The sequence below is a fragment of the Streptomyces sp. CG4 genome, assembly GCF_041080655.1.
GTDB lineage: Bacteria > Actinomycetota > Actinomycetes > Streptomycetales > Streptomycetaceae > Streptomyces.
Genome location: NZ_CP163526.1, coordinates 201,693 through 219,862, shown reverse-complemented (window position 1 = coordinate 219,862; position 18,170 = coordinate 201,693). Strand labels below are relative to the sequence as shown.

The 18,170-nt window shown below is 68.9% G+C and carries 19 protein-coding genes and 1 pseudogene; 6 read left to right on the top strand and 14 right to left on the bottom strand.

Features of this window, described 5'->3' with window-relative positions:
- Positions 1-136: 136 nt before the first annotated feature.
- From AB5L52_RS46210 to AB5L52_RS46170, 9 genes are all read right to left on the bottom strand, one after another.
- Positions 137-1,390, bottom strand: coding sequence for an MFS transporter (locus tag AB5L52_RS46210; protein ID WP_369369176.1), 1,254 nt, complete (start codon positions 1,388-1,390; stop codon positions 137-139).
- 51 nt (positions 1,391-1,441) lie between these two features.
- A complete protein-coding gene (locus tag AB5L52_RS46205) occupies positions 1,442-2,137 on the bottom strand; it encodes an SDR family NAD(P)-dependent oxidoreductase (protein ID WP_369369175.1) in 696 nt (231 codons plus the stop codon).
- A gap of 22 nt (positions 2,138-2,159) precedes the next feature.
- Positions 2,160-2,468, bottom strand: coding sequence for a muconolactone Delta-isomerase family protein (locus AB5L52_RS46200; RefSeq protein ID WP_351027658.1), 309 nt, complete (start codon positions 2,466-2,468; stop codon positions 2,160-2,162).
- Positions 2,469-2,513: 45 nt separating this feature from the next.
- Positions 2,514-3,548 (bottom strand): ankyrin repeat domain-containing protein, encoded by a 1,035-nt coding sequence (locus AB5L52_RS46195; protein WP_369369173.1) that lies wholly within the window; start codon positions 3,546-3,548, stop codon positions 2,514-2,516.
- Entirely contained in the window at positions 3,548-3,994 is a 447-nt protein-coding gene (locus AB5L52_RS46190) for a nuclear transport factor 2 family protein (protein ID WP_351027654.1), read from the bottom strand. The genes AB5L52_RS46195 and AB5L52_RS46190 overlap by 1 nt, the downstream gene beginning before the upstream one ends.
- 96 nt (positions 3,995-4,090) lie before the next feature.
- The gene (locus tag AB5L52_RS46185) at positions 4,091-4,558 is read right to left on the bottom strand and encodes a nuclear transport factor 2 family protein (RefSeq protein WP_351027653.1); all 468 of its coding nucleotides are present in this window, start codon (positions 4,556-4,558) and stop codon (positions 4,091-4,093) included.
- Positions 4,559-4,572: 14 nt separating this feature from the next.
- On the bottom strand, positions 4,573-5,817 hold the full coding sequence (locus AB5L52_RS46180) for a low temperature requirement protein A (protein WP_351766732.1): 1,245 nt from the start codon (positions 5,815-5,817) through the stop codon (positions 4,573-4,575).
- Positions 5,818-5,899: 82 nt separating this feature from the next.
- Entirely contained in the window at positions 5,900-7,087 is a 1,188-nt protein-coding gene (gene glgA, locus AB5L52_RS46175) for a glycogen synthase (protein ID WP_369369212.1), read from the bottom strand.
- An 80-nt stretch (positions 7,088-7,167) separates the two neighbouring features.
- Positions 7,168-7,581: a hypothetical protein gene (locus AB5L52_RS46170; protein ID WP_351027648.1), complete on the bottom strand. Its 414-nt coding sequence runs from the start codon at positions 7,579-7,581 to the stop codon at positions 7,168-7,170.
- A 306-nt stretch (positions 7,582-7,887) separates the two neighbouring features.
- Here AB5L52_RS46170 and AB5L52_RS46165 point away from each other — a divergent pair, with 306 nt between their 5' ends.
- The gene (locus AB5L52_RS46165) at positions 7,888-9,240 is read left to right on the top strand and encodes a helix-turn-helix transcriptional regulator (RefSeq protein ID WP_351578023.1); all 1,353 of its coding nucleotides are present in this window, start codon (positions 7,888-7,890) and stop codon (positions 9,238-9,240) included.
- A gap of 18 nt (positions 9,241-9,258) precedes the next feature.
- Here AB5L52_RS46165 and AB5L52_RS46160 read toward each other — a convergent pair whose 3' ends face one another.
- Positions 9,259-9,819, bottom strand: coding sequence for a cupin domain-containing protein (locus tag AB5L52_RS46160; protein ID WP_351578025.1), 561 nt, complete (start codon positions 9,817-9,819; stop codon positions 9,259-9,261).
- Positions 9,820-9,970: 151 nt separating this feature from the next.
- Here AB5L52_RS46160 and AB5L52_RS46155 point away from each other — a divergent pair, with 151 nt between their 5' ends.
- Positions 9,971-11,167 carry an RNA-guided endonuclease TnpB family protein gene (locus AB5L52_RS46155; protein ID WP_351578028.1) on the top strand — a complete coding sequence of 399 codons (1,197 nt, stop codon included), beginning with the start codon at positions 9,971-9,973 and terminating at the stop codon, positions 11,165-11,167.
- 61 nt (positions 11,168-11,228) lie between these two features.
- Here the strand turns inward: AB5L52_RS46155 and AB5L52_RS46150 are convergent, their stop codons facing one another.
- Complete coding sequence (locus AB5L52_RS46150) at positions 11,229-12,194, bottom strand: TIGR03619 family F420-dependent LLM class oxidoreductase (RefSeq protein ID WP_351578030.1); 966 nt, start codon at positions 12,192-12,194, stop codon at positions 11,229-11,231.
- A 5-nt stretch (positions 12,195-12,199) separates the two neighbouring features.
- Positions 12,200-12,658, bottom strand: coding sequence for a nuclear transport factor 2 family protein (locus tag AB5L52_RS46145; protein ID WP_351578033.1), 459 nt, complete (start codon positions 12,656-12,658; stop codon positions 12,200-12,202).
- A gap of 175 nt (positions 12,659-12,833) precedes the next feature.
- Here AB5L52_RS46145 and AB5L52_RS46140 point away from each other — a divergent pair, with 175 nt between their 5' ends.
- The 4 genes from AB5L52_RS46140 (at position 12,834) to AB5L52_RS46125 (ending at position 16,256) form a co-directional block, all read left to right on the top strand.
- The gene (locus AB5L52_RS46140) at positions 12,834-13,742 is read left to right on the top strand and encodes an alpha/beta hydrolase (RefSeq protein WP_369369171.1); all 909 of its coding nucleotides are present in this window, start codon (positions 12,834-12,836) and stop codon (positions 13,740-13,742) included.
- Between the two features lie 71 nt (positions 13,743-13,813).
- Positions 13,814-15,205 (top strand): MFS transporter, encoded by a 1,392-nt coding sequence (locus tag AB5L52_RS46135; RefSeq protein ID WP_351578036.1) that lies wholly within the window; start codon positions 13,814-13,816, stop codon positions 15,203-15,205.
- Positions 15,206-15,223: 18 nt separating this feature from the next.
- Positions 15,224-15,520, top strand: a complete 297-nt coding sequence (locus AB5L52_RS46130) for a muconolactone Delta-isomerase family protein (protein WP_351578039.1) — start codon at positions 15,224-15,226, stop codon at positions 15,518-15,520.
- Between the two features lie 562 nt (positions 15,521-16,082).
- Positions 16,083-16,256: a hypothetical protein gene (locus AB5L52_RS46125; RefSeq protein ID WP_351578042.1), complete on the top strand. Its 174-nt coding sequence runs from the start codon at positions 16,083-16,085 to the stop codon at positions 16,254-16,256.
- Between the two features lie 280 nt (positions 16,257-16,536).
- On the opposite strand, the pseudogene AB5L52_RS46120 reads toward AB5L52_RS46125, so the two are convergent.
- Both AB5L52_RS46120 and AB5L52_RS46115 read right to left on the bottom strand, forming a co-directional pair.
- Positions 16,537-16,785, bottom strand: a pseudogene (locus tag AB5L52_RS46120) (peptidoglycan DD-metalloendopeptidase family protein); the annotation flags it as partial.
- A gap of 49 nt (positions 16,786-16,834) precedes the next feature.
- Positions 16,835-18,154, bottom strand: coding sequence for an RNA-guided endonuclease InsQ/TnpB family protein (locus AB5L52_RS46115; RefSeq protein WP_369369170.1), 1,320 nt, complete (start codon positions 18,152-18,154; stop codon positions 16,835-16,837).
- Positions 18,155-18,170 lie beyond the last annotated feature (16 nt).

Genomic DNA, 18,170 nt, shown 5'->3' with positions numbered 1-18,170 from the left:
TCCCGCCTTCGGGGCCCTGCGGGGCCCCCGACCGCGTCCGGCCCCGGAACGGCCGGTGCCCGAACGACGGAGCCCGTTGCCGCGGCGCTCAAGGACGCCAGGGCAACGGGCCTGTCCCACCCGGTCCGACTCCGGCTCAGCGTCCGCTGGACACGGGGGCGTCGTCGCTCGCGACGACAGCCGGCACGGAGCCGGTCACCGCGCCCCGGGCGACCGGCACCTTCAGGAACCGGGTGGCCCATACCGCGGGCAGCGCGAGGACCGCGAAAACCAGAGCGGTCAGCGGGACGTCCGCCATACCGAAGGAGGCCAGGGCCCAGCCGCCGACCGCGGCGCCCGAGGCGACACCCACGTTCGCGGCGGACGCGCCCAGGGTGGCGGCCAGATCGGCGCCCTCGCCGGCCAGCGAGATGACGCGCAACTGGAGCGAGGGGGTGACACCGAAACCGACGACGCCCCACAGCGCCAGGGACACACCGACCAGCGCCGGGCTCTGACGGAAGAAGTACAGGCCGAGCAGGGCCACGACGAGCGCGCTGTTGCCGATGAGCAGCGTGCGCGAGGCGTTGATGTCGGCGAAGCGCCCGCCGGCGAACGTGCCGATCGCGCTGAACACGCCGTAGATCATGAGGAAGACGCTCACCACGGCCCCCTTGATGCCGGTGACGTCCTCCAGGAACGCCGCCAGATACGTGAAGGCGATGAACTGCGAGCCCATCAGCAGGACTTCCGCGGCCAGCATGGCCAGCACCCGGGGGTGGAAGGCGTGCCTGACCTGGGAGCCCAGGTTGCCCGACCCGCTGCCCGGGGCGGCCGGGACCTTGATCATGATCGCGGTCAGGGCGAGGACACCGAGCACGGCCACGCCGGCGAAAGTGGCCTGCCAGCCGAGGTTCTGGCCCAGCAGGGTGCCCAGCGGCACACCGAACACGGTCGACACGGAGATGCCGCCGAAGACCAGACCGACGGCCTGCCCCCGGTGCTCGGGGGCCACGAGGCCGGTGGCCACGGAGGACGCCGCGCCCAGGAACAGACCGTGCAGGGCGCCGCACAGGACACGGGCGAGGACCAGCAGGCCGAACAGCCCGGCGAAGGCCGCGCCGGCGTTGCCGAGCACGAAGAGGGCCACCGCCCCGCACAGGAGGGTGTGGCGCGGCACCTTGATGGTCGCCGCCGTGACGATCGGGCCCCCGATGGAGATGCCGAGCGCGTAGGCGGTGACCAGGAGGCCGGCCGTGCTCAAAGAGACATGCAGATCGTCGGCGATGAGATTGAGGACGCCGACGATGACCAGTTCAGCGGTGCCGATGACGAAGGCGCCCAGGCCGAGGGCGCCCAGGGCGACCTTGTTGCGGGTCTCGCCGGGCCCCGTTGCGGTGGCGGTACTCATGGGAGAGCCACTCCTTGGGAAGGGGATGGAAAACAGGGTGCGAGGGCGCGGTCACCAGTCGATCCTTCTGCGGTCGCGGAAGAACCCCCCGGTGGGCCCGGAGTCCGGCAGGCGCGCCAGCCAGGTCACGGTGTCGGCGCCCTTCTCCACGCTGATCGGCGCGCCACGGCCGCCCATGTCGGTACGCACCCAACCCGGACAGACCGCGTTGACCTTGACGGTCTGCGGCACCGCGGCGGACACCACCAGGGTCAGCGCGTTGAGCGCCGCTTTGGAGATGCCGTAGGCCGCCGGGGAAGGCACGTTGCCGGTGAGGGCGCCGAGCCCGGAGGAGACGTTCACCACGCGGCCGTAGCCGCGCCGTACCATTGCGGGGCAGAAGGCCCGGCAGGTGCGGAACGCCCCCATGAGGTTCACGTCCAGGGCTCGGCGCATGACGTCCTCGTCGAGCGAGAAGAACGAGACGGTCGGGTAGACCCCGGCGTTGTTGACCAGGACGTCGACGTCGACCCCGTCGTCGGCCAGCCGCTTGGCACATGCCTCGACGCTCTTGGCGTCGGAGACATCCAGCTCCTCCACCCGGATGCGCGGGCTGCCGAGCGTGCGCGCGGCCGCCCGGCCGCGCTCCGGATCACGCGCGGCCAGCACGACATCGAGGCCGGCCAGGTCCAGCTGGCGGACGGTCTCCAGACCGATGCCGCGGCCCGCGCCCGTGACGAGGGCGGTGCGGTTGCGCTGCCGGTTCACGTTCTCGTACTCCTCGTCGCGATCAGACCTTGTAGCGCTGCTTGACGTCCTCGGCGAAGCCGAGGTAGTCACGCAGCGGCCAGACGGTCTCGAACTCCAGGTACTCCCGCATGGGGAGACGGCCCAGAGCGGTGCGGTCGAGCTCCTCGGCGTCCGGCGAGTCGATGATGGCGATCACGCGCTTTTGCGCGGCGACCTTCCAGATGCCCACACAGAAGCCGGAGTCCACCGTCTCCTGGGCATGGACGGCTTCGTCCTGCTCCAGCTCCCACAGCTCGTCGAGGGTGATGCGTCCCTCGTGCTTCCACTTCATCTGGACGTAGAACAGCATGTTTCAACTCCGTGTGCATGGCCGGGCGTCGGGGGATGTGCGCGGTCAGCGTGCGCTGCGGGTGCGGATCAGCTCGGTGAGCGCGTGGTCGGCGCCGAAGACCTCGACGGCGAGGTCGAGCGGCGTCTTGCCGTCGTGGCCGAGCAGGTCGAGCCGGGCGCCGGCCTCGACGAGCGTGCGCGCGCACTGCTCGTAGCCGTGCCACAGCGCGTCGTGCAGGGGGCTGTAGCCGTTGGTCGCGCCCTGGAAGTCGAGGTCGATGCCGTCCTGGCGGACCAGGTCGGCGGTGATGCCGGCGTGACCGTTGTAGACGGCCTTGTGCAGCGGTACGGCGCCGAAGGTGGGCTCGACCGCGTTCACGTCGGCACCCGCGGCGAGCAGCAGGCGCACGATCTCGTCGTGGCCGTCACGGCAGGCCACGAGCAGCGGGGTGTGACTGTCGTTGAATCCGCCCAGGTTGGGGGAGCGCTCGTCGACCTGGGCGCCGCCCTCCAGCAGCTTGCGCACCCGGTCGGTGTCGCCCTGCGCGGTCGCCGCCATCAGTTCCTGAGCGGCCACCGCGCGTTCGTCGTCGGCACGGCGGGCGCCCAGGTGCTCCTCGGCCTTGAGCAGCTTGTCCTTGCCGAAGGTGTTGACGTTCAGCTCGTAGGCGAAGTGCTGCTCCAGCGAGAAGCCGTAGTGCGTGTACACCTGCAGCACCGTGCCCCGGGCCAGCAAGTACGCGGCGATGTCCGGGTACTTGTACCAGAGGGCGTCCATCAGGGCGGTGTGCCCGGTGGTGGGGGCCACCGCGTCCACGAACGCACCGGCTTCGACGAGGGCCTTCACCACGTCGAGGCTGCCGCCCTGGCAGGCCTTGTGCAGCGCGGTGGCGCCGGCCCGGGTGTCGGCGGTCAGGACGTCGGCACCGCCGTCGATCAGGGCGCGGACGGTGGGCGCGTCGGCCTGCCCCGCCGCGATCATCAGGGCGGTCAGCCCGGTGGCGGACTCGCGGTGGCGTGCGTCGGCGCCGGCCGCGAGCAGTTCGGTGACGCGGGTGGTGTCCCGGTTGCGTACGGCGGTGATCAGCTCGGCACTCATCAGGCGGCCTCCTGCCCCGACGTGTCGCCCCGCAGGGCCCGGATGATCTGCGACGGGTCGGTGTACGACTTCCAGCGCGCGATCTTGCCGTCGCGGACCGTCAGCCACTGGATGAACTCGATCTCGAACTCGACGCCGGTGCCCCGCACGGTGGACATCTCGTGGATGACCCCCGCCGCCTGGTCGCCGTCGACGACCAGGTTCACCAACTTCTCGAAGCGGACGTCCACTGCCCCGGTGAAGATCTTCAGGGTTTCGAGGACGGCGTCACGGCCGCGGTAGCTGCCGATCCACTTCATGTCGTCGTTGTAGCCGGGCACCGGCGTGTAGTTGATCCACTCGACGTCCTCGGCGAGCGTGTCGAGAGCCGTTTCGAAGTCGCCCGACGTGAGTGCGCCGAACCACCGCTGAACTACTTTCCTGGTTTCTTCCGTGGCGTTGCTCATGAAATCTCCTAGAAATGGAGGGAATTCCAGGGGAATCCTGAGTGAGATGCTCAGAAGTCGGCAAGAAAACGGTGGTCGACTTTATGAGATCGTCGCTCAGGAATCGGCGGACTGAGCCTGCGCGGCGCGGTGGAACAGATGCTGGTTGCCGTCGGCCCAGGTGGCCGTCATCACCATGGCGTTGATCCGCCAGCCGTTTGCCGTGCGCTCCAGGTCGATGCGGTAGGTACCGCCCAGCGTCCACAGCGGGGCGCCGTGCTCGTTGGGCATGCGGTGCGTCGCCTGGAACATCGCGGTCGCGACGGCACTGTCACCCTGCACGTCGACCAGGAAGTTGCTGAGCAGGTGCTGCGTGGCGGCGAAGTTGCCGAGCAGGCCCGACCAGGCACCGACCAGGTCCTTCCTGGACACGGGGCCCGGCTCGCCGCCGTTGAGGCTGGTGTAGTCGAGCATGATCTCGTCGCTGAACACGTCACCCAGCGACTCCCACTCGCGCTGGTCGATGTACCAGCCCATGCGGGTGCAGGTCTCGATGACGTCCAGCCGGTCGGCTACAGAACTCATGGAGTTTTCTTCTTTCAGTGATAGAGATGTGCCATTTTCACGGTCCAGCGATGGTCGCTGAGCAGGGCGGCGCCGATGAGGACACCAAGTACGATGACTTCGGCCACTGCCGTTCCGAAATGCCCCATCGGAATGGCCAGGACGGCGAGCAGTGCGGCGGTGAAGTGGAAACGCTGTGGGCCGATCCTCAGGATTCTGTGGAACCAGGCGATGCCGCCGAGGTACAGCGCCACACCGCAGGCCAGCGCGACGGACGGGGCCACGGCCAGTGGTTCGTAGGGGTGCACGATGGTCTTCTTGACTGCCGCCGCGATCAGGATCAGGCCGAGCAGCATCGGCACGTGGGCGTAGAAGAACGCGGCGAGGGCCAGCCGCGAGCGCTGCACCGCGTCCTGCCGCTCCAGGGCGAGCTCGGCCCGCCAGGCCTTCTCGGACTCGTCGAAGTACACCCACCACAGGCCGGCCGGTATGACGAAGATGAGGACCGCCGTGGTCACGACCGACGGCCCCGCCTGGCCGCCGTCGGTGCCGATACCGAGCGCCAGGAACGAGTCCCCGAGCGCGATGATCATGAGCAGTCCGTGGCGTTCCACGAAGTGGCCCGGCTTCAGCTCGAAGCCCGACACGCCCGTCAGCACCGGCGCGACGACCTCCAGTGCGACGGCCGAGATCCACAGCGCGTACACGGGCCACCCGTCGAGGAAGCCGGCGCAGATGAGCAGCAGTGCGCCCACCGTGTGGAACGGGGCGATGCGCAGCATGTTGCGGGCCGCTCCCGGGCCGCCGAAGGCGAAGAGGGCGGCATGCACGGAGACGATCACCAGGTAGCCGATGCCGAACGCGACGCCGTCCCCGTGGAAGGCGTTGGGCGTGGCCAGGCCGAGGACCAGAAACGAGGCCATGCCGAGCAGCAGCAGGACCCGGTGGTGCCGGCGATGCGGCGGAAGGTGGTTGGTGAGCCACGCGTATCCGCCGTACATCCACCACAGGAGCCAGAAGATCAGAAGCACTCGGCCGACTCCACGCAGCGTCATGTCCCGGCTGAACACACCGGCCAGCTGCGTGAAGTTGAAGACGAACGCGAGGTCGAAGAACAACTCCAGGGTGGTGACCCGGGCCCCGCTCTTCGGGGAGGGATCCGCGGCCGGCGCGGCAGGCTCCGCGGATCGCTCTGCCCTGCCCCCGAAAAGGGGGTCGCGCACGGCCGCCGACTGCTCCGGGACACCTTCAACATCTCGCGCGGAAGTCGTGTGAGACATGTCTGCGAACGTAGCGACCGGGTAGGTGGTCCGGTCAACGAAGACGGACGGACAACATGAGGTCGGGACGTCGGGCACGCGCTCAGCGATCCAACACGCGCCGGTACACAGCATGTGCCCGCTCGGCCGCCACGTCCCACCCGAACTCCTTCTGCGCCCGTGCGAGACCGGCGGCCCCGAGCCGCTCGGCGTGCCCGGGATCGGCGAGGAGCCGGTTCACCGCGGCCGCCAGGTCGCAGGCGAAGCGCCGCGGGTCCAGGGGCGTGCCGCTGCCGTCCTGCTCCTGATCGAGGGGCACCAGAAGACCCGTCTCCCCGTCCACCACGACCTCCGGGATGCCGCCCGTCGCCGTGGCCACCACCGCCGTGCCGCAGGCCATGGCCTCCAGGTTCACGATGCCCATCGGTTCGTACAGGGACGGGCAGACGAAGACGGACGCGTGGGTGAGGAACTGCAGGAGCGAGGCCCGGTCGAGCATGCCGTCGATACGGACGACCCCGTCCCGCACCCGGCGCAGCTCGTCGACCAGTGCCGCGGTCTCGGCCGCGATCTCGGCCGTGTCGGGCTGCCCGCAGCACAGCACGAGCTGGGCGCGCAGGTCCAGCTCGAAGGCCGCACGCAGCAGTTGCGGCAGCCCCTTCTGCCGGGTGACGCGGCCCACGAACAGGACGATGGGCCGGTCGGGGTCCACCCCGTGCCGCTCCAGCGCCGCGGTGCCGTGGTCGGGACGGTGGGCCCGGGTGTCGATGCCGTTGTGGACCACATGGACGCGCTGTGGATCCACGTCGGGATAGACGCGCAGGATGTCCCGGCGCATGCCGTGCGACACGGCGATCAGCGCGTCGGCGCTCTCCAGCGCCGAACGCTCCACCAGCAACGACAGTGCGTAGCCACCACCCAGCTGTTCGGCCTTCCAGGGGCGCAGCGGTTCGAGGCTGTGGGCGGTGGCGACATGCGGGATGCCGTGCAGGACCTGCGCGAGCCGGCCCGCCGCGTTGGCGTACCAGGTGTGGCTGTGGACCAGGTCCGCTCCCGCGCATGCCGAGGCCATCTCGACGTTCACCCCGAGCGTACGAAGGGCGGGATTCTGCTCTCCCGGCAGCTCGGACTCCGCGTAGGCGGTCACGTTCCGCTCGTTGCGCGGCGCACCGAAGCAGCGCACCTGCAGGTCGACAAGTGCGCCCAATTCCTTGGCGAGTTCGGCGACATGGACACCGGCCCCTCCGTAGATCTCCGGAGGAAACTCCTTGGTGAGCAAGTCGACGCGTATGCGGGACGGATGAGCAGGCTGCTGCAGATGCATCGCGACTTCCTGAGGTCCGTGGACGTTGGCGGGGTTCGGGGACGGCCTCAGACGGCGGAAGGCGCCTTGATCACGGGCCAGCCCCGCTCCTGGGCAAGCCTGCTGCCGTCCGCGCTGCAGGCGATGACGCGCGGGTTGCCGACGACACTGAGCAGGCCGGTCCCGGCGCACAGGTCCCCGTAGCCGAAGCAACTGACCGGGTCGATGCCCAGGCGGGTCATGGCTTCGACGACCGCCGTGCACTTGTCCATGTCGCCGGTGGCGGACGGAGGAAGCCGCACGAGGGTGCCCGCGGCGGACAGCGCCCCCGGTAACCGCCGGCCGGCGTCCACGACCAGGACACACAGGTCCCCGTCGGCCCGGTGGCCCTCAAGCGCCTGCCGAAGGGCCACGTCCTCGTTCGGAGAGCGTTCCGGATGCGCGAGGTCGAAGAAGGCCGCACGCCGCATCGGTCGGAACATGCCCACTCCCGTACTTGCCGTTTCACCGTCACCCTGACACCCGGGCGAACAGCACTGCCGTCAGTCGCCGTGACCATAGCCAAGGGCGGCGCAAGACCGTCACAACGGACCTTGTACATCCTGAAGTTGGGGTGTCCCGCAGCTGGAGCGGGCCGTGACTCTCCCGCGCGCCCGCTCTGCTGCCCGGCCGCCGCGGGGCAGATGATGTGACTTCTTTCACCGCCGATAGCGGAACTTGTCAAATATCCTGTAAAGTCCTCTCTCGCCCGGCCGACCCAGCACACCAGCAGGACCCGAGGAGACACTGTGGACAGCACCGCCGAAGACGGTGACGGCATCGGCCGACGGCTACGGGAACTGCGCCGTGCTCGCGGTCTGCGGCAACAGGACCTCGCCAGCGACGACGTCTCGGTGAGCTACATCTCCCTGATCGAGTCGGGCAAGCGAACTCCCTCGGCCGATGTCGTGACGCTCCTCGCCGAGCGCCTCGGATGCACCACCGGCTACCTGCTCACGGGGCAGGACGGGACACGAACGCGCGAGCTGGAGCTCAAGGCGGCGTTCGCCGACCTCTCCCTGCACAACGGTGCGAACGGGGAGGCCCTGCAGGCCTACAGCGAGGTCCTCGCCTCCGCGCCCGTCCTGCCCGAGGACACCGTGCGCCGAGCGCGGCTCGGACAGGCGCTCGCCCTGGAGAAACTCGGCCGCCTGGAGGCCGCGGTCCAGGCGCTCACCATGCTGTACGAGGACCCCAAGTGTGTCGCCGGCTCGGCGGAATGGAGCCAGTTGGCCACGGCGCTGTGCCGCTGCCACCAAGCCCTCGGCGATCAGGTCCTCAGTGTCGAGATCGCAGAGCGGGCACTGCGCCGGCTGGACCAGCTCGGCCTGGAGGCCACGAGCGACCACATCCAGCTCGGAGCGGTGCTGGTCGGCTGCTATCGGATCCGTGGCGACCTGGCCAAGGCCCGCCTCGTGGCAGAACGTCTGATCAGGATCGCCGACGACCACGGAGACCGGGCCGCACAGCAGCAGACGTACTGGAACGCCGCTCTCGTGGCACAGTCCCAGGGCCAGACCGACGAGGCTCTGGCGCTGGCCGAACGCGCACGCACGCTGCTCGTCGAGGGTGACAACGTGCGCCACCAGGCACTGCTCTGCGGCGTCTACGCAATGCTGCTGCTCGGCTCCGACCCCGGTGCCCCCGAACGGGCCCGCCGGCTGCTGGAGCGGTCCCACGCCCAGCTGGTGGAAGTCGGCACGGCAGCCGAACAGGCGTCGGCGCAGAGCGGTATCGCGATGGCGTGCCTGCGGCTGGACCAGGCTGCCGAAGCCCAGCAACACGCCTTGAGAGCACTGGCGTTGGTGCGTGACGAGCCGTGCCGGGAGTCGGTCGAGGCGCGTGCCGTGCTGGCGCACGCCCAGTTCAGCGCGGGGGAGAGCCCGCGGGCGCAGGAGAGCCTGCGTACTGCGGCGACGCAGCTTCGCCAACTGCCCCGGGCCCGTTCGTCGGCCGCCGTGTGGCGCCGGATCGGTGACATCTGGCAGCAGTACGGGTACCCGGCCGAGGCGACCGCCGCCTATCAGCAGGCCCTGGACGATGCGGGACTGCCCGGCCTGCTCACCTCCACCGACCGGGCGGCCGCCTCCGGCGGCTACTAGCCGATCCGGAGCCGGCGTTCACCGTGCCTGGTCGGTGAGCCTGTCGGGGCTGTCGTGGGTACCGATGAAGACACAGGCCATGACGGCCGGTTCGGCGCTGCGATTGGACCAGGAGTGCCGGTTGCCGCGCAGGACGACGCAGCTGCCCGGGGTCAGCCGGGTGTCGGAGCCGTCCTCCAGCTGGAGCCAGAGCTCGCCGTCGAGGATGATCGACATGTCCACGGTGTCCGTCGCATGGTGTCCCTGCTCGTCCGGGGCCAGAGCCTGGAGCAGCCCGGGGAAGACCTGCTCGACCTCGGCGGAGAGCTGGTCGGGATCACCGTCCGGGCCGTGCCCGGTCACCGGGGGCCAGCGCAGTATCACGAAGCGCGTCCCGCTGTCCCCGGGAAAGTAGGGGACGAAGGCCGCCTCCGTGCCGCCGTCGCCGATGGTCGGAGTGTCGTTGCGCCCCCAGACCTGATAGAACTCGACGCCGGGCAGCGCGCCGACGGTCACGGGGGCGATCGGCCCGTTCGCCTCGACCACCGAGGTGCCGTCGGGCCGGCACCCCGCGACCAGACGCGAAATCTCATGGATCATCTGATTCCTCCGTGGATACTCCGCCCTTCAGGGCGGAGAGGAAACGGACTCCTGTGGAGCAGGTCAAGGGGCTGCGATTCGCCGTCAGGGCGGATCGCAGTGCTCTGACCGGCAGGTTTGATCGTTACCGTTGTCTCGCTAGTTTGTGAGCATGACGACGGCGTGTGTGAAGCGGGCGTTCAAGTACCGCTTCTATCCAACCGATGCGCAGGCGGCTGAGCTGTCGCGCACGTTCGGGTGCGTGCGGAAGGTCTACAACCTGGCGCTCGCGGCCCGTACTGAGGCGTGGGCGCGGCAGGAGCGGGTCAACTACAACCAGACCTCGGCCATGCTGACGGCCTGGAAGAAGACCGAGGAACTGGTGTTCCTCAATGATGTGTCGTCGGTGCCGTTGCAGCAGACGCTGCGGCACTTGCAGAGTGCGTTCACCAGTTTCTTCGCCAGGCGAGCGAAGTACCCGCGCTTCAAGTCGCGGAAGAAGTCGCGCACGTCCGCCGAGTACACCACCAGCGGTTTCCGCTTCCGTGACGGGAAGCTGACTCTGGCGAAGATGGCGGAGCCCCTGGCCATCGTGTGGTCGCGTTCTCTGCCGGAGGGGGCGAAGCCGTCCACGGTGACGGTGTCGCAGGACAGCGCCGGGCGCTGGTTCGTCTCTCTGCTGTGCGAAGACCCGTCCGTCAAGCCGCTGGCCGCCACGGATGCGGCGGTCGGCGTCGACGTCGGCCTGGACCACCTGCTGGCCCTCTCCACCGGAGAGAAGATCGCCAACCCCCGCCACGAACGCCGCGACCGCCTCCGGCTCGCCAAGGCCCAGCGGGAACTGTCCCGCAAGGCCACGGGGGACGGCACCAACCGGCGCAAGGCCCGGCGCAAGGTCGCGAAGATCTACGCGCGGATCGCCGACCGCCGCCGGGACGGGCTGCACAAGCTGGCCACTCGACTCGTTCGTGAAAACCAAACGATCGTCATCGAGGACCTGACCGTCCGGAACATGGTCAAAAACCGGAGCCTTGCCCGCGCCATCAGCGACGCGGCGTGGTCGGAGTTTAGGGGCCTTCTGGAGTACAAGGCCGCCTGGTACGGGCGGGAAGTGATCGCGGTGGACCGCTTCTTCCCCTCCTCCAAACTGTGCTCCGTCTGCGGCACCCTGGCTGACAAGATGCCGCTGAACGTCCGCACCTGGACGTGCGACTGCGGTACGACCCATGACCGGGACGTGAACGCAGCAAAGAACCTTCTGGCCGCCGGGCTGGCGGTGACAGTCTGTGGAGCTGGTGTAAGACCTCAACGGAGTTCTCCGGGCGGGCAGTCGGCGGCGAAGCAGAAAACCCCACGGCGCGAGCCGTAGGAATCCCCCTCGTTCACGAGGAGGAGGAAGTCAAGGTGTCTCCAAGTCTCTTGCGCGGCGCCTACCGTGCGGCGGGAAGGGCAGCCGGAGCGAGTTCCGCCAGTGCTTCCTCGACCCGGGCGAGCGAACCGGCAGGTTCTGCCTGAGGACCGACGATCTGCGGATCGAAGTTGAAGTCGAGGAAGACCTCGGTGGCTCCGGCATCATGCATCTGCTCGATGTCCGACCGGATCTGAGCGACCGAACCGTGGAAGGCGGTGCGTCCGGCGTCGTGTTCCTGGCCGAGGAAGACGGTGGCGCGCACGACGACGCGCAGGTCATCGGGGCAACGCCCGGCGCGTTCGGCGGCTGAGCGGACCCCGGACGCGGCCTCGGCCACCTCCGCGACGGTGACGAAACCCGGACTGACCCAGCCCTGCGCCAGGCGCCCCGCACGCCTCCAGGCCTGCTCCGTGGAGCCGCCGAGCAGCAACGGGAAGACCGGCTGGACCGGGCGGGGGCGGACCAGGGTGCGGGGCAGCTCGGTGAACTCGCCCTGGAACTCCGCCTGATCCTGCTCCCACATCCGACGGATCACCTCCACGTACTCCAGAGTGCGGGCCACTCGCCGCTCCATGGGCAGACCGACCGCCCGGAACTCCTCCTCGGACCATCCCTGGGCCAGCCCGGCGTCGAGCCGTCCGTTCGACACCCGGTCGAGCTGGATGAGCTGTTTGGCCAGGACCGCAGGAGCGAAGAACGGCGCGTTGAGCACCGAGGTGCCCAGCCGGATCCGCTCGGTGCAGCCGGCCAGGTGGCCGAGGGTGATGAGGGGTTCCGCCACGCCGTAGTGGAAGGCCGGCTGGAAGTCGGACGACCATTCGGCATCGTTGCTCTGCATCGGGAAGAGCAGGCGGGTGAAGGTCCACAGGGACTGGTAGCCGAGTGCCTCGGCCTGCCGGGCGATCCGCACCTGGGCGGCGGGCGTTGCCCAGGCTCCGGACAGGGGGGCGCCCACACCGAGAGCACGGGTGGTGGCCGCGGACATCCCGCTCACCCCTCGTCGGTGGTCGGGAACATCGCCCGACGTGCCTCGAGAGGCACCTGCTCCGCGAACCGGTAGGTGTCGTAGAGCTCCCGGAAGAGCTTGATCCGCCCGTCGACGACCCGGAACAGACCGTGGTAGACGTTGGTGTACTCCCGTCCGCCGGGCTGCACGAGACGGCTCGTGTACTCGATCAGTGCCCACTCGGGATCGGCGAACGGCCGAGTGGTGCTCACCGGGAGCTCGATCGACAGGGCCGCGTTCACGACGCCCGTGTACAGGCTGCGCAGCGCGTCCGCACCTTCCAGCCGGGTCGGGCTGCCTGGTGGGGCGAACGGCATTTCCATGACTACATCGTCGGCCAGGCAGGCGAACGCGGCTTCGAGGCGCCCTTCGCCGATCTGGTCCAGGAAGTAGCGCCCCACTGACTGGGCGTCGCGCGGCGGGGCGAGCTGATCCTGCGTCATATTCGACTCCTTGTTCGGTGATCGGTCGAGAATGACTCCGTGATGAACCAACTGTCAACTATTTTGTCATGTTCGATCAAGCAAAATGACTCTGCACTTGACATACAGTCAAAGAACCTTGTTATGCTGCCTGGCAGAGTACACAGAGCACTGGCAGGACCTGGAAGGGAGACTCATGAACCCCAACGGTGATGTGTGTGTCGAGGGGGTGGCACTCCCCAGCGAAGGGGTCGAACTGGTCGGCAGCCTTTACCGACCCGCCTCGCGGCCGACGGGGGATGCAGGTCCCGCGGTGGTCGTCGTCGGCTCGTGGACCACGATCAAGGAACAGATGGCGGGCCGGTACGCCGCCGGACTGGCTCAGCGAGGACTGACCGCGCTCGCCTTCGACTTCCGGGGCTACGGAGAGTCCAAGGGAGACCCGCAGGACTTCGAGTCGCCGGAGCGCAAGATCACGGACATCGTCAACGCCGTCGACTACCTCACGTCCCGGCCGGACATCGACTCGTCCCGGATCGGCGCACTCGGCATCTGCGCCGGCTCCGGATATGTCGCGGTCGCCGCCTCCCGCACCCCGCAGATCCGCTCCGTCGCCATGGTGGCTCCCTGGCTGCACGACCGAACCCTGGTCCCGGACATCTACGGTGGCGCGGAGGGCATCCGTGAGCGGATGACGCTGGGCGAGGCGGCCCGGGACAAGTACGAGTCGACAGGCGAGGTCGACTACGTCCCGGCAGCCAGCGACACCGACGTGCAGGCCGCGATGTACGGCCCGTTCGACTACTACCTCAACGCCGACCGCGGGGCCGTCCCGCAGTGGCGCAACCGGTTCGCCGTCATGAGCTGGCCGCAGTGGCTGACCTTCGACCCCATCTCGGTCGCCCCCCGATGCACGGCACCCACCTTCATGCTGCACAGCCCGGACGCCGCCATTCCGGAAGGCGCCCGTCGCTTCCACGACGCGCTGGCGGCACCCAAGGAACTGCAGTGGACGACCGGCACCCAGTTCGACTTCTACGACCAGGAACCGACAGTGGCGCCGGCACTGGACTCGGTCGGGGCCCACTTCGGAAGGACACTGTGAGCCGGCGACCCGCCGCCGATGCACCGCGAAGCGAGGCTTCCGAGTCAACAGCGGCTGACGCCCGGCCGACGTTGAGCCCCAACGCCACGGTTCTCGTGGCCTGTCTGGCGTTCTTCGTGATCACGCTGGACACGACGGTGGTGAATGTTGCGCTGCCGAGCATCGGCGCGCAGTGGAGCGGCCAGGTCTCGGCGCTGCAGTGGGTGGTGACGGCCTACACCCTGCTCTTCGCGGCGCTGCTGCTGTCGGCCGGCGCCATCTCGGACCGCATCGGCGCAAGCCGGGCCTTCACGGTGGGCCTGTTGGTCTTCACCCTGATGTCCGCGCTGTGCGGACTCGCACCCAGCCTCCAAGTACTCATCGTCGCACGGGCGTTGCAGGGCGCGGGGGCGGCGGTGATGATGCCGGCCTCGCTCGCCCTGGTCCGCCAGGCCTACGACGAACCGCACCACCGCGCCCGCGGGATCGCGTGGTGGACGGCGGGCGGCGGCGCGGCGGTCGCCGCGGGACCGGTCGTCGGCGGAGCACTGACGACCGGGCTCGGCTGGCGCTGGATCTTCTTCATCAACGTCCCGGTCGGCATCGTCGCCCTCATCGGCATGCTCCGCGCCCCCCGATCCCCGCGCGGACGGGCTCCGATGGACCCGGCAGGCCAGGTGACGGCCGTCCTGGCCCTGGCGGCTCTGGTGTTCGCGGTGATCAACGGAGGCTCCCACGGCTGGGCGGCTGCGGCCACCATCGCCGGCTTCGCGGTCGCGGTCATCGCCGCCGTCGCGTTCCTGCTGACCGAGTCCCGCCAGAGCAATCCGGCGGTTCCGCTGACCCTGTTCCGCAACCCCGCGGTGGCCGTGTGCACCAGCGCGGGCATGGCCCTGAACCTGGGCTACTACGGCCTGGTCTTCGTCTTCACGATCTTCTTCCAGGAACACCGCGGCGCCTCGGCCCTGGTGGCAGGCCTGATGTTCATCCCGATGACGGCCTTCACCACCCTGGTCAACCTCCTGGCCGGCAAACTCACCAACCGCCACGGACCGCGCTTCCCGCTGATGCTCGGCCAGATCATCCAGACACTGGGCATCCTGGGGCTGCTCTTCGTCTCCCAGGACACCCCGACTCCCCTGCTCCTGCTGCTGCTCGTCCCGATGGGCATCGGCGGAGGCCTGGCCATCCCGCCCCTGACGACGGCGATGCTGGAGTCCGTCCCGCACGAGAGGGCGGGCCTGGCCTCCGGAGTCCTCAGCGCGGCCCGTCAGTTCGGCGGAGCCATCGGCGTAGCCCTCCTGGGCGCACTCATCGCCGACTCGAACCACTTCATGAGGGGCATGCACATCAGCCTGATCATCGGGGCCGCCGTCCTGGTCGTCACGATGCTGGCCGTGGCCCGCTACCTGCCCCCCGGCCACCAGCACCTGAACCCTGCGGCACCCGAGCCGAAAGCCGCTGAAGCCAACTCAGTCGAATAGCACCCAAGGAGGACTTCCATGGATTTCATGATCCACCTCGACGGTTCCCGCGTCTACGACCTGCCGGCCGAAGAACGCGACGAGATCATCAAACGCGAGCACGCACACGCTCATGAACTGATCGCCAAAGGCGTGCTCAAGCACATCTGGCGGATGCCCGGCCAGCGCGGCAACGTCGGCATCTGGGCGGCCGCCGACGCCGACGCCCTGGAGCAGGTGCTCTCCTCCCTCCCCATCCGCCCCCACGCGGACATCCAGGTGACCCCGCTGGCCACCCACCCCCTCACACTGGAACTGGCGGACGACCACAGCTAGCCTCAGAAGCCAACCGCATTCCGGACGTGAGCGGATGTGACCGAACAGGGTTCTTGTCCGGGTGCCCGTGGCGGCAACGGCGCATGAGGGCAGGGCCTTCAGGTAACTCGGCGATGCGAGTCAGCCCGAGCTTCCGAAGGCCCTGTCGTCGCAGTCTTGCGTGAGTGTGTCCGCCGCGTCCAACTCCCGCGTGCCGCTGTGCGATTGCCTCACGCACCGGTCCGGGAACGCGGCGGATCACCCGGACCGTGTCCCGTGCCACGTCTTGGACGGCTGGATCGCCGTGGGCGCGGGCCGGGCCGGGAGACGTTCGGCCCGGCCCGCACTGCATGTGACAGCGCCCGGGTCAACGAGCTGCCGACGGTTCTGGTCACCGGCAAGGCGACGATCGCCTGCAGGGCACTCGAGGCCGCCCGGCCCGATCCCAAGTGCACAGCAAGACGGCGAATCGCCATGTCCACGTCCGGTGAATCCTCGTCCGGCTGATCACGTTCAGGACATCGCTCGACCGGACCTCACAGCAAGTTCGCGTGCCCTGCCGTGCTGCACATCCTCGCGATCTTTGATGGTCGCCCTGAACGATCTGTGCGGGCAGGCACGGGACGCCGGTGTCGACATCCGGCAGCTCCTGCTGAACGTGGCCGAACTGTCCAGTGACGTCGACAAGTACGGGATGGGCTCCACGCGGGACATCCTGGTCCGGGCGGCCGGAAGGGAGCCCGTCGGGCTCTGGTGAGCCTGCGGCATGGGAACGGACACGGGAACCGGCCCGGCGTCCGCCTGTGGCGTGGCGTACGCGGGGTGCGATCCGGGCAGCAGGTGCCGCGCCGGAGTGTCGGCATTGGCAGGTCGGAGCGTTGCCGTCGTACACAGGACGGCCATGGTCGCAGCGGTCGTCAACTGGCGTATGCGATGCCTCATGAGATCCGGTCTCTGGGCAGGTTGCGTAGAACCACCCTCGGCGCGCCGGGGGACGTGCACCGGGGGTGGAGTGCGTGGAGGGGGAGGGGAGGCGGTCAGCTGCGGGGGCGTATGACACGTCCACGGTGGAGGCTTCCCCGGATCCCTTCGAAGCGCAGATCCAGGCCGATACCGCCGCGTTCGGCGTGCAGGTGGAGGTGCGGCTCCGTGGTGTTCCCCGAGTTGCCCACCTCCCCCAGGAGGTCGCCGGGCAGAACCTTGTCACCGGTGGTGACGGTGACGGTACCGGGACGCAGGTGGGCCAGGAGGACGCGTTCCCGCCCGGTGTCGATGATGACGTGGTTGCCTTGAAGTGCTCTCCTCCCTTCGCAAGCTCAGGAAGGAGATTCCTGTCTACCTCGCGGTGACCGGCTTGACGCGTTTGGTGCGCCTGACGACTGCCCTCCCGGCAGCCGGGATCGCCACGTGGCCGATCCGGTACAGGTGCAAGATGTTCCGGGCTGCGTTCCAGTCGGCGTTGCCTGACCATCCGCACTCGGGGTTCTTGCACACGAACGTGGCCTGGTCCTCGCGGCTGCCGGGCGTGGTGGTGCCGCAGGCCGAGCAGCGCTGGGACGTGCCGGGAGCCGGGACCTTGACGAGGGCGCTGCCGTACCGGCTGGTCTTGTACGTGAGCAGTGTGACCGTGCGTCCCCATGCTTCCTGGCTGATGGAGCGGTTGAGTCCGGCCTTCTGTCTGACGTTGCTGCCCGGTGCTTCGAGGGTGCCCTTCGCTGACTTGACCATGTTCGTGATGGTGAGTGCTTCGACCACCAGGACGCCGTACGTCTTGGCGAGGCGGGTGGTGGTCTTGTGCTGCCAGTCCTGGTGGCGTCGCGTGGCTTTTGCGCGCACCCCCCGGATCTGGTCGTAGGTGTCCTTCAGCCGGTTGGAGCTGCGCTCTTTCGGCTTGCGGAAGCTCTTGCGGTGCGCGGCCCGCCGCTCCAGGCGGAGCAGCTTGGCCTTCTCGCCGGGGTTGAGCCACTTGTCGCGGTCGGCGGTGCCGTCCGCCAGGCGGGCGGGGCGGCCGTGGTCCTGGTGGTTGCCGTCGGAGAGGGCGAGGGGAAGGTTCACTCCGGCGTCGATGCCGGCCTCGGGCCCCTGGTGGAGCTCGGGCGCGATGTCCACGGCGGTGACGCGGAAGGCGATGTGCCAGCAGAGGTGGTCCTTGACGAGCCGGGCGCCGGTGATCCGGTTGTCGGCGTTTGCACGCTTCCCGATGGGCAGGTCTTTGGTCCAGCGGAAGCGGACCCGCCCCACCTTGGGGATGTTGGCTATGCCCCACCTGCGGTGTACCCGCTTGACCTGGAGATCACGGCCCTGCGGGATGTCCACGGACATCACCGACCGGAAACGGCCCTTGAAGGTCGGGGCGTCCGCCCGGCCTTCCCAGCAGTTCTTCCATGCCTGGAAGTACGTCTTCAGCACGGCCTGGGCTGCCTGATCGGGGAGGGCCGCGAGGAAATCGATGTCCTTGCGGGCCTGGCGTATCGCGGCGTCCGCGTTCGCCAGGGTCCGCTTCTCCTTCGGCATCATCCGCCACCACGCGTGCAGGCAGTTCCACAGGGTCCGGGCGGCGTGTGCCTGCTCATCGGTCTTCAACACCTCGGCGCCCGACAGTGCAAGCCGGGCGCGGTGCCCGAACTGCCGCTTCACCAGAGCACCTTGACTCATGATCAGAAGCATATCA

Coding starts and splice junctions, on each gene's coding strand:
- AB5L52_RS46145 (WP_351578033.1), bottom strand. CDS start 12,658: ATGACGCAGGATCAGCTCGCCCCGCCGCGCGACGCCCAGTCAGTGGGG.
- AB5L52_RS46170 (WP_351027648.1), bottom strand. CDS start 7,581: ATGTTCCGACCGATGCGGCGTGCGGCCTTCTTCGACCTCGCGCATCCG.
- AB5L52_RS46140 (WP_369369171.1), top strand. CDS start 12,834: ATGAACCCCAACGGTGATGTGTGTGTCGAGGGGGTGGCACTCCCCAGC.
- AB5L52_RS46180 (WP_351766732.1), bottom strand. CDS start 5,817: ATGTCTCACACGACTTCCGCGCGAGATGTTGAAGGTGTCCCGGAGCAG.
- AB5L52_RS46115 (WP_369369170.1), bottom strand. CDS start 18,154: ATGAGTCAAGGTGCTCTGGTGAAGCGGCAGTTCGGGCACCGCGCCCGG.
- AB5L52_RS46195 (WP_369369173.1), bottom strand. CDS start 3,548: ATGAGTGCCGAGCTGATCACCGCCGTACGCAACCGGGACACCACCCGC.
- AB5L52_RS46185 (WP_351027653.1), bottom strand. CDS start 4,558: ATGAGTTCTGTAGCCGACCGGCTGGACGTCATCGAGACCTGCACCCGC.
- AB5L52_RS46160 (WP_351578025.1), bottom strand. CDS start 9,819: ATGATCCATGAGATTTCGCGTCTGGTCGCGGGGTGCCGGCCCGACGGC.
- AB5L52_RS46200 (WP_351027658.1), bottom strand. CDS start 2,468: ATGCTGTTCTACGTCCAGATGAAGTGGAAGCACGAGGGACGCATCACC.
- AB5L52_RS46155 (WP_351578028.1), top strand. CDS start 9,971: ATGACGACGGCGTGTGTGAAGCGGGCGTTCAAGTACCGCTTCTATCCA.
- AB5L52_RS46150 (WP_351578030.1), bottom strand. CDS start 12,194: ATGTCCGCGGCCACCACCCGTGCTCTCGGTGTGGGCGCCCCCCTGTCC.
- AB5L52_RS46210 (WP_369369176.1), bottom strand. CDS start 1,390: ATGAGTACCGCCACCGCAACGGGGCCCGGCGAGACCCGCAACAAGGTC.
- AB5L52_RS46130 (WP_351578039.1), top strand. CDS start 15,224: ATGGATTTCATGATCCACCTCGACGGTTCCCGCGTCTACGACCTGCCG.
- AB5L52_RS46190 (WP_351027654.1), bottom strand. CDS start 3,994: ATGAGCAACGCCACGGAAGAAACCAGGAAAGTAGTTCAGCGGTGGTTC.